Raw genomic sequence first — 13,919 nt, 5'->3', positions numbered from 1 at the left:
CCGCCGCGCAAACGCTTTGTCGGACGCAACAAACGTACAATCGTTTAGCGACACTTTTATTTCTGTATCGTTCAGGTGCATTCGGCTAGCGATTTCGGCATGATACCCGTATTTCGCCCGACCCTGCTCGCCGCCGTCGCGTTCGCCGCATCGCCCGCCGCCGCCGCTTTTCCGGGCCAAAGCGCCCCGATTCCCGCGGTTTCGCGCGATGCTGGGAGCGGTATCAGTTATGCCGATCTGACCGATCTGGTGATCGCCTCCCCGGTGATCGCCGACGCGACGATCCGCTCGGCGGCGCGCCTGAAGGGCGCCGATGCCGTCGGCGTAGCGCCGGGATTCACACGATTTTATGTCGAGGCGGATCTCGGCGCGCTGCTCCGCGGCGCCGGCGGACTGCCACCGCGAATCGGCTATCTGTTGGATATTGCTCCCGATTCGTCCGGGCGCTTGCCGAAATTGAAGAAAATGAGGGTGCTGCTGTTCGGCCGTCCGGTCGCCGGGCGTCCCGATCAGATACAATTGGCCGCGCCGGACGCGCAGATTGTCTGGACGCCGGCGGACGACGAACGGGTCAGGGCGATCGCGACCGCGCTGGTCGCCGCCGATGCGCCGCCGGTCATCACTGGTATCGGTAACGTCTTCCATGTCCCCGGCGCCTTGCCGGGCGAGGGCGAGACGCAGGTCTTCCTGACCACCGCCAATGGCGCGCCGGTGTCGCTGACCGTGCTGCGCCGCCCCGGCGAGCAGCCGCGCTGGGCGGTGGCGCTGTCCGAGATCGTCGACGAGGCCGCGGCACCGCCGGCACGCGATACGTTGCTCTGGTACCGCCTCGCCTGCGCGCTGCCGGCCGACCTGCCCGAGCAGAGCATCGCGTCGCTGGCCGCCTCCGACGCGACGCTGGCCCGCGAGGATTATGGCTATGTCCGGGAACAGCTCGGCGCCTGCCGACGGACGCGGATGATCCGTCCGTAACCGCGGGAGCCACGACGCCGCCCGGCGCTCCGCCGGTCAGCGGCGGTTGCGGACCAGCGTGATCCCGATCGACTCGCCCGCCTCGGCGATGGCGAGCTTGACGATCTTGACCTTGACCCGCAGCACGCGCGGATCGGTGAGGAACAGCGTCTCGCAGATATGGTCCGCCACCGCCTCGATCAGCGTGAAGTGCAACCCCTCGGGCAGCGCGCCGGTCGCGGCATGCTTGAGGTCGAGATAGTTCTTCGACGCCGACAGCGGCGTGTCCGGCGCGAAATGGTCCGGGCAGGCGAGGTCGACGGTCAGGTCGATCCGGAGCGGCTGCGGCAGGTGCGTCTCCTCCGAATAGATACCGGTGAGCACCTGGACCTCGAGGTCGTGGACCTCCAGCTGAAGACTGTCTTGCATGGCGCCCGCCTCTAGCAAGCCGCACCGCGATGCGCCAATCGCATTGCCGCTTGCGTTCCGGCCCGCGCCGCCGCATGCGCCGCGCCCGTCCGTTCCGGACGAAAAGGACCCCCGCCCGTGATCGCTTTAGTGCCGCTCGCCACTGTCGCAGGTGCCGCCGTCGAGGCGTTGCTCGACCGCGCGTTCGGCCCCGACCGCCACGGCCGCACCGCCTATAAGGTGCGGGGCACGGTCGCGCCGATCGCCGCGCTGAGCCTCGCCGCGGTCGAGGACGGCGCGCTGATCGGCTCGATCCAATGCTGGCCGGTGCTGCTCGACGGCGACGATGGCGCGGCGCATCCGCTGGTGATGATCGGCCCCGTCGCGGTAGAGCCCGGCCGCCAGCGTGACGGCATCGGCCGCCAGTTGATGCGCCGCGCGCTCGACGCCGCGCGGGCCGAGGGGCTGGACGACCGGCTGATGCTGATCGGCGATCCCGAATATTACGGCCGCTTCTTCGGCTTCGACGCCAGCCGCACCGCCGACTGGCGCCTGCCCGGTCCGGTCGAGCGCCACCGCCTGCTGTCGCGCGGCGACCGGGTGCCGGCGACCGCCGGTCTGCTCGGCCCGGCGATCCCGGCGATGTCGGCGATATCGGCGGGGGCCTGACCGCCTTTACGCCGGCACCCGGAGCGCCTACCTCGCGGCGATGCCGATGGAGGAGCTTCCCGATCTCGCCAGTCTCAGCCTCGCCGAGATCGCCAATTTGGTCGAACAGCGGCGGCTGCCGCCGGTCGAGCAATGGAACCCGTCGCATTGCGGCGACAGCGAGATGCGCATCGCGCGCGACGGCAGCTGGTATCATCAGGGGTCGCCGATCGGCCGGCAGGCGATGGTGCGGCTGTTCTCGACGATCCTGCGCCGCGAGCCCGATGGCCGCTACGTCCTCGTCACCCCCGTCGAGAAGCTCGATATCACGGTCGAGGATGCGCCCTTCGTCGCGGTCGAGATGAAGGCGGAGGGCGACGGCGCCGACGCCCGCCTCGCCTTCCGGCTCAACACCGGCGATCTCGTCACCGCCGGCCCCGATCATCCGCTGCGCTTCACCGAGGGCGCGGACGGCCCCCGCCCCTATCTTCACGTCCGCGGCGGGCTCGAGGCGCTGGTCGCGCGGCCGGTCTATTACGAGCTTGCCGACCGCGCGCTCGCCGACGATGCCGTGTGCCCCGGCGTATGGAGCGACGGCGCCTTCTTCGCGCTGGAACCCGCCGCATGAGCCTGACCGAACGGCTGGTGCGCGCATGGCAGGACGGCAACCGCACCGATCCCGTCCTGCTGACCGGCGACGACCGCGACCTGGAAGGCCGCGACGAGGCCGATCTGACGCCCGCCGCGGTGCTGGTCGCGGTAACCGATCGCGCCCGCCCCGGCGTGCTGCTCACGCAGCGCACCGACACGTTGCGCCACCACGCCGGCCAGATCGCCTTTCCCGGCGGCCGGCTCGATCCCGGCGAGGATGCCGTCGCCGCCGCATTGCGCGAGGCGGAGGAGGAGATCGCTTTGCCCCCCTCGCAGGTGCAGGTGATCGGCGCTGTCGACCGCTATCGCACCGTCACCGGCTATACCGTCACGCCGGTGCTCGCCGCCGTCCCCGCCGACCTGCCGTTCGTCGCCAGCGAGGCGGAGGTCGCCAGCGTGTTCGAGGTGCCGCTCGATTTCCTGCTCGATCCCGCCAATCAGATCGCCGCGAGCGCCGAATGGCGCGGCCGCACGCGCCATTATTACGAGATCCGCTGGCAGGACCGCCGCATCTGGGGCGCGACCGCGGCGATGATCGTCAATTTGTCGCGGCGGCTGGCATGGTGACGCTGCCGCTCGACCGGATCGCCGCGCGCGACGGCTTCAGCCCGCTGGTCGACGTGCTCGGCGGACCGGAGCAGACGCGGCTGGTCGGCGGCGTCGTCCGCGACACGTTGCTCGGGCTCGATCCCGCCGATATCGACCTCGCCACCCGGCTGCTGCCCGAGGACGTGCTCGCACGGCTCGAGGCGGCGGGTATCCGCGCGGTGCCGACCGGCCTCGCCCACGGCACGATCACCGCGATCCTGCCCGACGGCCCGATCGAGGTGACGACGCTGCGGCATGACGTCTCGACCGACGGCCGTCATGCCGTCGTCGCCTTCACCGACGTCTGGCAGGACGATGCCGCGCGCCGCGACTTCACGATGAACGCGCTCTATGCCGATCCGGCGAGCGGCGACGTCATCGACTATTTCGGTGGTCTCGCCGATCTCGACGCCGGCTGCGTCCGCTTCATCGGCGACGCCTATCGCCGCATCGCCGAAGATCACCTGCGCATCTTGCGCTTCTTCCGCTTCCACGCGCGCTTCGGCGCCGCCGACCAGAACGCCATCGACGCCGAAGGGCTCGACGCCTGCACCGCGCGTGCCAACGACCTGATGGCGCTGTCGCGCGAGCGGATCGCCGCCGAATTGCTCAAGCTGCTCGTCGCACGCCATGCGGTGCCGGTGATCGCGCTGATGATCGACCGCGGCATCTTCCGCGCGGTGCTGCCCGAGATCACCGATGCGACGCTGTTCGCAAAACTCGCCGAACGCGAGGCCGCCGCCGGTGTCGCCCCCGACGCGATCCGCAGGCTCGCCGCTTTGCTCCCGCCCGAGGCGGCGGAAAGCGTCGGCGCGCGCCTCAAACTGTCGAACATCGATCGCAAGCGCCTGGTCGCCGCCCGCCAGGGCCCCGGCGACGAAGGCCCGCGCGCGCTCGCCTATCGCGTCGGCGCGACGGGCGCGATCGACCGGCTGCTGCTCGCGGGCGAGGATGTCGCGCCGATCCGCGACTGGACCCCGCCGACGCTGCCGATCGGTGGCGGCGCGCTGGTCGAACGCGGTCTGCGCAAGGGACCGGAGGTGGCGGCGGTGCTGCGCCGGATCGAGACGCAATGGCTCGCCGAGGACTTCCCCGACGCAGCCCGCGTCGCTCAGCTCGCCGAGGACGCGGTCCGCGCCGCGACGACCATCGCCAACGCGTCCGAGGCTTCGAGCGGCCGCGCGTAGAGATAGCCCTGTCCATAGGTGCAGCCCAGCGCCGCCAGCGTCTGCGCCAGTTCGTTGCTCTCGATCCCCTCCGCCGTCGTCCGCATGCCGAGCGCCTGCGCGAGGCTGAGCACCGCGCGCACGATCGCGATCTTGTCGCGGTCGGCGAGCATGCCCGACACGAAGCTGCGGTCGATCTTGAGGATGTCGATCGGCAGCTTCTGCAGATAGGCAAGATTGGAATAGCCGGTACCGAAATCGTCCATCGCCAGCGTCGTGCCGAGCGCCTTCAGCCCGTGCATGATCCCGGCGATGCGATCGGGATCGGTCACGATCGCGCTTTCGGTCAGCTCCAGCACGAACCGCTCGCCGGCGAGGTCGTGGCGGATCAGCGCGGCCTCGACCACCGGGGTGATGTCGTCGCGCTGCATCTGGATCGCCGACAGGTTGACCGCGACGCGCATCCCGCAATTGCCGCCGCATTCCTCGTCCCACCAGCGCAGCGTCCGCGCCGCCTCGTCCATCGCCCAGCGGCCGAGCGGCACGATCAGCCCCGATTCCTCGGCGACCGGGATGAAGTCGCTCGGCATATGCTCGACGCCCTGCGGGTCGCGCCAGCGCGCCAGCGCCTCGAACGACACCACCGCACCCGTCGCCAGATCGCAGATCGGCTGGAAGGCGAGGCGCAGCTGCCGGTCGTCGATCGCGCGGCGCAGCGCCGTCTCCATCGCGAATTGCTCGCGCGCCAGCGTGAACGCCTGCGTCTGATAGCTTTCGACCTGGCGCCCGGTCTTGGCGCGCTTGACCGCGAATTGCGCGTTGCGGATCAATTCCTCGACATCGTCGATCGCGTCATTGCCGTACGCGATGCCGATCGAACATTCGACGCCGATCTCGTAATCGCTCAGCCGGAACGGCGCCGACAGCGCGCAGCGGATGCGCTCGGCGAGCCGGTTGGCCTCGGCGGGATCGTCGTCGACCGCCATCAGGATGCCGAATTCGTCGCCGCCGATCCGCGCGAGCGAATCACGCGCACGCAGCACGCCCTTGATCCGGCGCGCGACGGTGATCAGCAATTCGTCGCCGGCGAGGCCGCCGAGACACGCGTTGAGCCGCCCGAAGCGATCGATGTCGATGACCAGCACCGCATGGCAGCTGCGTTCCGCCTGCACCGCCTCGATCATGTCGCTGAAGCCTTCCCGATTGGGCAGGCCGGTCAGGCTGTCGGTGGTCATCTCGCGACGCAGCGAGCGTTCGGTGTGGATCTGCGCGGTCAGGTCGATGAACGCGATCTGGCAGCGGTCGCGCAGCATCGGCGTCGGCCGCGCGATGGTGACGCGATAATAACGCGAATCGATCACCTGGCCGATCGACCAGTCGAAATCGATCCGCACGTCGGAGGTCCGCAGGAAGGCGTCGATGCGGCTGCCGAGCATCGCCAGCATCGGCGACCGGTCGGCGATCACGCCCAGCCCGGCGAGCCGATAGGCGCGATTGACCGCGAGGAAATCGAACCCGTCGCCCTCGCGCACGACCTGCACCGTCGGGATCGGGATCAGCTCGAGATCGCGCTCGAACAGCTCCCGCGCGGCGAGCGTGATGGACGACAGGTCAGGCGAAGCGGTGGCCATATCCCCTGTTTTAGACGCCGTTCGTTAAAGCGCCCTGAAAGTATACGTTCATATTGATGTATATCAGCACGTATCGTTCGCAGGTGAAATCGGGTTCCTACCCCCCGAACCGATTGTCGCGCGGGAAGCCGGTCGGCGGGGTGCGGCCGGCGGCGCCGCGTGCGGTGCGCCACAGCGACAGGTCGGTCTCGGTGCGGGTGCGGCCCGAGCCGCCGCCCATCGGCCAGCTCAGCCCATCGGCGAAGACGAAGGTGGTCGCATCGGACAGATGGCCCTCGCGGAAGCGTTGCAGCTGCACGCCGGTGCCGCGCGTCATCACCGGCAGCTCGGCGATCGGGAAGACGAGCAATTTGCGGTTGTCGCCGACCGCCGCGACGTAATCGGCCTCGGCCGCAACCGGACGGACGACGAGCAGCTTCGCCCCCGGCCGCGGCGTCATCACCGTCTTGCCCTTGCGCGTCTCGGCGATCACCTCGGCGACGGGCACGCGGAAACCGCGGCCGTCGGTGGCGGCGATCAGCAATTGCGCCTGCGCGCGCGCGTTGAGGAAGGCGACGACGCCGATCGATCCGTCGAGGTCGATCATCGCGCGCACCGGCTCGCCGAAGCCGCGCCCGCCGGGCAGCTTGTCCGCCGCCAGCGTGAAGAACCGCCCGTTCTCCGCCGCGAGCAGCAACTTGTCCGTCGTCTGCGCATGGAAGGCGAAGGCGGGGCCGTCGCCTTCCTTGAACTTGAGCGTCTCCGCCGAGGCGAGATCGGAATGCCCCTTCATCGCGCGGATCCAGCCGCGCTGCGACAGGATCACCGTGATCGGCTCGCGCTCGATCATCGCCTCCAGCGGGATGTCGCGGGTCGGCGCGGCTTCCTCGATCGTCGTGCGCCGCGCGCCGAGCGCCGTCTCCGGCCCGTAGCGGTCGCGCACCTTCTTCATGTCGCGCTTCATCCGTCGCTTCTGCTTGGCGGGGTCGGCGAGCAGCCCCTCCAGCTCGGCCTGTTCCTTGTCGAGCTTGTCGCGCTCGCCGCGGATCTCGAACTCCTCGAGCCGGCGCAGCGAGCGCAGCCGCATGTTGAGGATCGCCTCCGCCTGCCGGTCGGTCAGGCGGAATTCCTCCATCATCACCGCCTTGGGCTCGTCCTCGGTGCGGATGATCTCGATCACCCGGTCAAGGTTGAGATAGGCGATCAGATAGCCGTCGAGCAGCTCGATCCGGTCGGCGATCTTGCCGAGCCGGTGGCGCGTGCGCCGTTCGAGCACGACGAACTGATGCTCCACCCATGCCTTCAGCGCACCGCCGAGCGACATCACCCGCGGCGTGCGATCCTTGTCGAGCACGTTGAGGTTGAGGCTGATCCGCGTCTCGAGGTCGGAAAAGCGGAACAGGCCGTCCATCAGCACCTGCGGATCGACGGTGCGGCTGCGCGGTTGGAGCACGATCCGCACCTCGGCATCCGATTCGTCGCGCACGTCGGCGAGGATCGGGAATTTGCGGTCGTTGATGAGCCCGGCGATCTGCTCGATCAATTTGCCCTTCTGCACGCCGTACGGGATTTCGCTGACCACCAATTGCCAGCCGCCGCCCTTCTCGCGCTCGATGTCCCAGCGCGCGCGGACGCGGAAACTGCCGCGGCCCGTCGCATAGCTTTCCGCGATCACCGCCGCCGGATCGACCACCAGCCCGCCGGTCGGAAAGTCCGGCCCCTTGACGAAGTCGAGCACCGCCGTGTCGGGCGCGTCGGGCTTGTCGACCAGCATGATCGCCGCATCGAGCAATTCGGCGGCATTGTGCGGCGGGATGCTCGTCGCCATGCCGACCGCGATGCCGCTCGCGCCATTGGCGAGCAGATTGGGAAACAGGCCGGGGAACAGCTCCGGCTCCTGATCCTCGCCATTGTAGGTCGGGCGATAGGCGACGGCATCCTCGTCGAGCCCGTCCATCAGGTCGATCGCGACCTGCGTCAGCCGTGCCTCGGTATAGCGATAGGCGGCGGCGTTATCGCCGTCGATATTGCCGAAATTGCCCTGCCCGTCGACCAAAGGATAGCGCAGCGAGAAGGTCTGCGCGAGCCGGACCATCGCGTCATAGACCGACTGGTCGCCATGCGGATGATATTTGCCGATGACGTCGCCGACGACGCGCGCGCATTTCTTATAGCCCTGGCTCGGATCGAGTTTGAGCAGCCGCATCGCCCACAACAGCCGCCGGTGGACGGGCTTCAGCCCGTCGCGCACGTCTGGCAGCGACCGCGCGGTGATCGTCGACAACGCATAGACCAGATAGCGGTCGGACAAGGCGGTATCGAACGGCGCATCGAGGATGCCGATCGGGGGTTCCTGAAAGTCGGTGACCATATCGGGAACACTAGTCCGTGGGGGTCTAAACGGCAACGGGCGGGGGTGAAGAGCTGACGCGGGCGCGACGGGCAGGTGTCGCACCCGCTTGCACCGAGCGCGTACCTTCCGTCACCCCGGCCTTGAGCCGGGGTCCCGCTTCCGCCGCCGTCGGAGAAGCGGGATGCCGGATCAGGTCCGGCATGACGGACACGGCCTCCGTGCGCCAAGCCTTTATTCTCGCGCGGATACCGCATCCGCCAGCAGCGCCCGATGCAGCCGCCCCGTCTCGCGCCAGTCGTAGCGTTCCGCATAGCGCCGCGTCGCCGCGCGATCGGGCAGCGCGGCGAGCAGCCGCGCGATCGCCGCGCCGATCGCGCCGGCCGACCGGTCCGCGCTCAGCAGCCCCGCCTCGGGCACCCGCACCACCTCGGGCGATCCCCATATCGGCGTCGCCACCAGCGGCGTTCCGCAGGCCAGCGCCTCGAGCAGCACGTTGGCGATCCCCTCGCGATCCGCGCCGTTCACCGCCACGTCTGCCGCGCCGTAGAGATCGGGCAGCCGCGCCTGGTCGACATGGCCGAGGAAGCGTACCCGCGCCGCCACGCCCAGCTCCGCCGCCAGCGCGCGCAGCGCCGCCTCGCGCGGCCCGTCGCCGGCGATCATCAGCGTCACCCCCGGCAGCGCCGCGACCGCACGGATCACCAGATCATGCCCCTTGCGGTCGATCAGATGCCCGACCGACAACACCGCCGGCCCGTCCAGCCCGAGCGACCGGCGCAGCGCCTCGCGGTCGGCCGGCGGCCGGAACAGCGCGAGGTCGACGCCATGCTCCACCACCCGCACCTTGTCCGCCGCCGCGCCGAGCGCGAGCAATTCGTCGCGCAATGCGCCGCACACCGTCGTCACCGCCGCGGCGCGGGCGATTGCGGCGAGGATCATCCGCCGTTCGGCGCGATGCTGCGGGATCAGGCTGACGTCGGTGCCGAGCGCGCTCATCAGGAACGGTCGCCCGACCATCCGCGCGAGCAGCCCCGCCGCCACCCCGTCGGGATAGAGATAATAACTGTCGATCGCGTCGAAATCGAACGTCCGCCGCAGCTTGGCGACATGGGGATACAGCGCCGCCGCCATCAGCCACGGCGCCGCCGCCATGCCGATCTTGGGCAGCACGGGATAGCGCGGATGGCTGATCGCCAGCCCGCGCCGTGTCGCGGCCTGCGGCGCCCGGCCGAAATCCGCGTAGCGGCCGAACAGCGGATGCGCGCTGGGGAACCACGGCACCGGCGCGACGACGCGGATCTCGTCCCCGGGTCGGGCAAGATGCGCGACGCGATGCTCGATGAAGATGCCGTGCCGCGGCTGCGCGGCATTGGGATACAGGCTGGACAGCACCAGGATCTTCATGCGCGCCCCGACCGTTACGAACCATTGCCGTAACCGTCTGCGGCCGATCTGGCCATGCTGCGCGCGATCGCCTCTGCCCCAGTTCCGCACACATCCGGCGCGGCGGATGCGGCGGCGGCGGGACCCGTGATGACGGCTCCCCATCCCCCGTCACGCCGCAGGGCAATCGCATATGGACGCTCGTGCGAGCCTGTCGTCTTCCACGCCCATCCCGTCACCCCGGACTTGTTCCGGGGTCCACCCTGCGGCGAGGAGGAAGGCTTGATTCGACACCGTGCTCCTGCGGCCCCGTGGACCCCGGAACGAGTCCGGGGTGACGAACCGGGAGTGCGCTTTGCAAACGCCACGACAACCCTTCTCTTGCGAACACCGGGGATCGCGCGCCCATCCGCCGTCCGCTAGCGTTACCCCCGCATGCTGACCTGGCCCGACCTCACCAGCCGCCCGCGCGGCACGCCCGATGCGACGATCGCCTACGGACCCGACCCGCTGCAGGTGATCGACCTCTGGCGTCCTGCCGGTGCCGGGCCGCATCCCGTGGTGCTGATGGTCCACGGCGGCTGCTGGCAGACCGGCATCGCCGACCGCCGGCTGATGGACTGGGTCGCAGCCGATCTGCGCGATCACGGCATCGCATCATGGAACATCGACTATCGCGGCGTCGACCGCGCCGGGGGCGGCTATCCCGGCACCTTCCGCGACGTCGCCGCCGCCGCCGACCGGCTGCGCAGCGATGCCGCCGCGCATGGGCTCGACCTCGCCCGCCGCGTCGCGCTCGGCCATTCGGCGGGCGGGCATCTCGCCTTGTGGCTCGCCGCGCGCCACCGCATCGCACCCGACAGCCCGCTCCACGATCCCGATCCGCTGCGCCTCGATCACGTCGTCGCCCTCGGCGCCCTGCCCGATCTCGCCGCGGTCGCCGCCAGCCCCGACAACGGTTGCGGCACCGAGGTGATCGCACAGCTCACCGACCAAAGCCGCGCCGCGCCCTATGCCGACACCTCGGTCCCGCCGCTCCTCCCGCTCGGCGCGGTGCAGGACCTCGTCAACGGCCGCGAGGATCGTATCGTCCCCTATCGCCTCGCCGAGGACTATGTCGCCCGCGCCCGCGCCGCCGGCGACGCGGTCCGCCTCCACACCATCGCCGATACCGGTCACGTCGAACTGATCGCCCCCGGCACCCCCGCCTGGACGCACGCCCGCGCCCTCCTCCGCTCCGCTCTTGCCCGAGACGCCGCATGACCCGCGAAGACGCCCGCGCCCTCGACCGCGCCGACCCGCTCGCGCGCTTCCGCGATCGTTTCGCGCTGCCCGAGGGTCTCATCTATCTCGACGGCAATTCGCTCGGCGTGCTGCCGCGCGCCGTCACCCCCGCGCTCGCCGACACCGTCCAGCGGCAATGGGGCGAGCGGCTGATCCGCAGCTGGAACGAAGGCTGGATCGACGCCCCGCAGCGCCTCGGCGCGAAGATCGCGCCGCTGATCGGCGCCGCCGCGGACGAGGTGATCGTCGGCGACACCACCTCGACGCATCTGTTCAAGGCGCTGGTCGCCGCGCTCCGCCACGATCCCGCCCGCCGCACGATCGTCAGCGAGGCGGGCAATTTCCCCACCGACCTCCACATCGCCGAGGGCGCGGTCGCCTGCGTGGCGGGCGCGACGCTGAAGGTCGTCGCGCGCGCCGACCTCGCCGCCGCGCTCGACGACGATACCGCGGTGCTGTTGCTCACCCACGTCCATTACAAGACCGCCGAACGCTTCGACCTCGCCGGCTGGACCGTGCGCGCCCACGCCGCCGGCGCGTTGATCCTCTGGGACTTCAGCCACAGCGTCGGCGCGGTGCCGATCGACGTCACCGCCGCCGGTGCCGACATGGCGGTCGGCTGCACCTACAAATATCTCAACGGCGGTCCCGGCGCCCCCGCCTTCCTCTATGTCGCGCGCCGGCTGCACGACGCGCTCGCCAATCCGGTCAGCGGCTGGATGGGCCATGCCGAACCCTTCGCCTTCGCCGACGCCTACCGCCCCGCCGCGGGCATGAAGCGCTGGCTGGTCGGCACCCCCTCGATCCTCGCGATGGCGAGCCTCGAGGCCGCGCTCGACCTCTGGCGCGACATCGACCTGACGCAGATCGCCGCCAAGAGCGCCGCGCTGTTCGCCATCCTCGCCGAGGCGGGCGCCGCCGCCGGCCTCCCCTGCGTCAGCCCGACCGACCCGGCGCGGCGCGGCAGCCACATCAGCTTCCGCCACGACCACGCCTATGAGGTGACGCAGGCACTGATCGCCCGCGGCGTCATCGGCGACTTCCGCGCCCCCGACGTGCTGCGCCTCGGCCTGACCCCGCTCTACCTCAGCCACGAGGACGTGTGGCGCGCCGGCGAACACCTCCGCGACGTCATCGCCACCGAGGTATGGCGCGACCCCGCTTATGCCGAACGCAACGCCGTGACCTGACCGGCCGCTCAATCGTTGAGATGCGGAAACACCTCCCCCTGCAAATTGATCGTCAACTGCAGGTTGAGCGCATGATCCATCTGCGCGCGCGCATCGCCGCGCCCGGGGCGGAACTGGTTGAGATAGCCGACGTCCGCCGTCATCAGCTTGCCGATCGGCACGACGACGCCGACGATGTTACGCATCCGCTCATAACCGCTGCGCTGCCCCCAGCGCGTGCTGTTGGGCAGCAGGAAGCTCTCGTGGCTGACGAACAGCGCCCATCTGCCCGTCCCCAGCCGCTGGTTGTAGCGCAGCAGCGGCCGCACCCGGAACCCGATCTCCGACCCACGCGGATTGAACCGCTCGTCGACGCGGAAGCGCGTGGTGAAGCCGCCGAACGTCCCCACCACCTGCTGGCGGATACGATCCTCGTCGGCGCCGGTATTGCCGTTATGCGCCCCCACCTTGCGATAGCCGACGCCGAGTTCGACCCCCTTCGCCGCCCTGATCCCGAGCAGCGCGCCGAATTCGGTCTGGTACAATCCGTCCTGCCGGTCGCTGAACCGCGCGATCTGCTCCAGCGTGACGCGCACCCCGTCGGTCAGCGGCACGTTGGTGTTGATCTGCGTCCACAGCTGCGCATCCTGCTGCTGCGCATACGCCGGAAGCGCTGACAAGGCGGTCAGTGCCGCACCGACCGCCACGGCGGACAGAGAGCGGCCTGTGCCGCGAGACCGGTGGATATAAATCACGTTCGCGCGTTACCGTGCATCCCAGCCGATGTCATGCGCCCGTTTCGGTATCGTTTTCGCCGGTATCGCTCGTGATTGCACCCCCGCCCCCCTTCCCCTATAGGCGCGACCATTCCGGCCCCGGCTCGCGAACCTCGCGCCGCCGGGGCTGCTCTATTTCAGGGGACACGCGCATGGCTCGGCGCCGCCAGATCTACGAAGGCAAGGCCAAGATCCTGTACGAGGGCCCCGAGCCCGGCACGCTGATCCAGTATTTCAAGGACGACGCCACCGCGTTCAACGCCCAGAAGAAGGGCACGATCAACGGCAAGGGCGTGCTCAACAACCGGATCTCCGAGCATATCTTCACGATGCTCGACGCGATCGGCGTGCCGACGCATTTCATCCGCCGGCTCAACATGCGCGAACAGCTCATCCGCCAGGTCGAGATCGTGCCGATCGAGGTCGTCGTGCGCAACGTCGCCGCCGGCTCGCTGTCGAAGCGGCTGGGGATCGAGGAGGGCGTCAAGCTCCCGCGCACGATCATCGAATATTATTACAAGGACGACGCGCTCGGCGATCCGATGATCACCGACGAGCATATCGCCGCCTTCGGCTGGGCCAGCCAGGAGGAGATGCACGACATCGCCGACCTCGCGATCCGCGTGAACGACTTCCTCAGCGGCCTGTTCGCCGGCGTCGGCATCCGGCTGGTCGACTTCAAGCTCGAATTCGGCCGCATCTGGGACAATGACTTCGGCCGGATCATCCTCGCCGACGAGATCAGCCCCGACGGCTGCCGCCTGTGGGACATGGACACCAACGAGAAGATGGACAAGGACCGCTTCCGCCGCGATCTCGGCGGCGAGGCGGAGGCCTATCAGGAGGTGGCGCGTCGCCTCGGCCTGATGCCCGAGGGCGAGGATGGCGCCGTGCTCGACCTCGACAGCCATCGCAAACGCCGGGGTAAGTAA

Annotated in this window: 13 protein-coding genes; 8 read left to right on the top strand and 5 right to left on the bottom strand. The window is 69.6% G+C overall.

What is annotated here, in order from left to right; translation table 11 throughout:
• Positions 1–99: 99 nt before the first annotated feature.
• Complete coding sequence (locus AC07U4_RS12300) at positions 100–972, top strand: hypothetical protein (protein ID WP_495195568.1); 873 nt, start codon at positions 100–102, stop codon at positions 970–972.
• A gap of 36 nt (positions 973–1,008) precedes the next feature.
• Here the strand turns inward: AC07U4_RS12300 and AC07U4_RS12295 are convergent, their stop codons facing one another.
• Complete coding sequence (locus AC07U4_RS12295; protein ID WP_038663284.1) at positions 1,009–1,380, bottom strand: dihydroneopterin aldolase; 372 nt, start codon at positions 1,378–1,380, stop codon at positions 1,009–1,011.
• Positions 1,381–1,497: 117 nt separating this feature from the next.
• Between AC07U4_RS12295 and AC07U4_RS12290 the strand changes: the two genes are divergently transcribed.
• The 4 genes from AC07U4_RS12290 to AC07U4_RS12275 are packed head-to-tail and all read left to right on the top strand — an operon-like array spanning position 1,498 to position 4,433.
• Positions 1,498–2,028, top strand: coding sequence for a GNAT family N-acetyltransferase (locus AC07U4_RS12290; protein ID WP_495195567.1), 531 nt, complete (start codon positions 1,498–1,500; stop codon positions 2,026–2,028).
• A gap of 40 nt (positions 2,029–2,068) precedes the next feature.
• Complete coding sequence (locus AC07U4_RS12285; protein ID WP_495195566.1) at positions 2,069–2,635, top strand: DUF1285 domain-containing protein; 567 nt, start codon at positions 2,069–2,071, stop codon at positions 2,633–2,635.
• Complete coding sequence (locus AC07U4_RS12280) at positions 2,632–3,225, top strand: CoA pyrophosphatase (protein WP_495195565.1); 594 nt, start codon at positions 2,632–2,634, stop codon at positions 3,223–3,225. Before AC07U4_RS12285 ends, AC07U4_RS12280 begins: the two co-directional genes overlap by 4 nt.
• On the top strand, positions 3,219–4,433 hold the full coding sequence (locus AC07U4_RS12275) for a CCA tRNA nucleotidyltransferase (RefSeq protein WP_495195564.1): 1,215 nt from the start codon (positions 3,219–3,221) through the stop codon (positions 4,431–4,433). The genes AC07U4_RS12280 and AC07U4_RS12275 overlap by 7 nt, the downstream gene beginning before the upstream one ends.
• Here AC07U4_RS12275 and AC07U4_RS12270 read toward each other — a convergent pair.
• From AC07U4_RS12270 to AC07U4_RS12260, 3 genes are all read right to left on the bottom strand, one after another.
• Positions 4,358–6,043, bottom strand: a complete 1,686-nt coding sequence (locus AC07U4_RS12270; protein ID WP_495195563.1) for a putative bifunctional diguanylate cyclase/phosphodiesterase — start codon at positions 6,041–6,043, stop codon at positions 4,358–4,360. The two genes, AC07U4_RS12275 and AC07U4_RS12270, sit on opposite strands and share 76 nt — an antisense overlap.
• A 97-nt stretch (positions 6,044–6,140) precedes the next feature.
• Positions 6,141–8,393: a DNA topoisomerase IV subunit A gene (gene parC, locus AC07U4_RS12265; RefSeq protein ID WP_495195562.1), complete on the bottom strand. Its 2,253-nt coding sequence runs from the start codon at positions 8,391–8,393 to the stop codon at positions 6,141–6,143.
• A gap of 213 nt (positions 8,394–8,606) precedes the next feature.
• On the bottom strand, positions 8,607–9,779 hold the full coding sequence (locus tag AC07U4_RS12260) for a glycosyltransferase (protein ID WP_495195561.1): 1,173 nt from the start codon (positions 9,777–9,779) through the stop codon (positions 8,607–8,609).
• Between the two features lie 414 nt (positions 9,780–10,193).
• Between AC07U4_RS12260 and AC07U4_RS12255 the strand changes: the two genes are divergently transcribed.
• On the top strand, positions 10,194–11,021 hold the full coding sequence (locus AC07U4_RS12255; RefSeq protein WP_495195560.1) for an alpha/beta hydrolase: 828 nt from the start codon (positions 10,194–10,196) through the stop codon (positions 11,019–11,021).
• Complete coding sequence (gene kynU, locus AC07U4_RS12250; RefSeq protein WP_495195559.1) at positions 11,018–12,232, top strand: kynureninase; 1,215 nt, start codon at positions 11,018–11,020, stop codon at positions 12,230–12,232. The genes AC07U4_RS12255 and kynU overlap by 4 nt, the downstream gene beginning before the upstream one ends.
• Positions 12,233–12,240: 8 nt before the next feature.
• Here kynU and AC07U4_RS12245 read toward each other — a convergent pair whose 3' ends face one another.
• Entirely contained in the window at positions 12,241–12,918 is a 678-nt protein-coding gene (locus AC07U4_RS12245) for a DUF2490 domain-containing protein (RefSeq protein ID WP_495179292.1), read from the bottom strand.
• Positions 12,919–13,139: 221 nt separating this feature from the next.
• Between AC07U4_RS12245 and purC the strand changes: the two genes are divergently transcribed.
• On the top strand, positions 13,140–13,919 hold the full coding sequence (gene purC / locus AC07U4_RS12240; RefSeq protein WP_038663332.1) for a phosphoribosylaminoimidazolesuccinocarboxamide synthase: 780 nt from the start codon (positions 13,140–13,142) through the stop codon (positions 13,917–13,919).

Source organism: Sphingomonas sp. GW821-FHT02B09 (genome assembly GCF_059421875.1).
The sequence above is the reverse complement of the archived record's forward strand: the minus strand, read 5'-3'. Positions and strand labels throughout refer to the sequence as shown.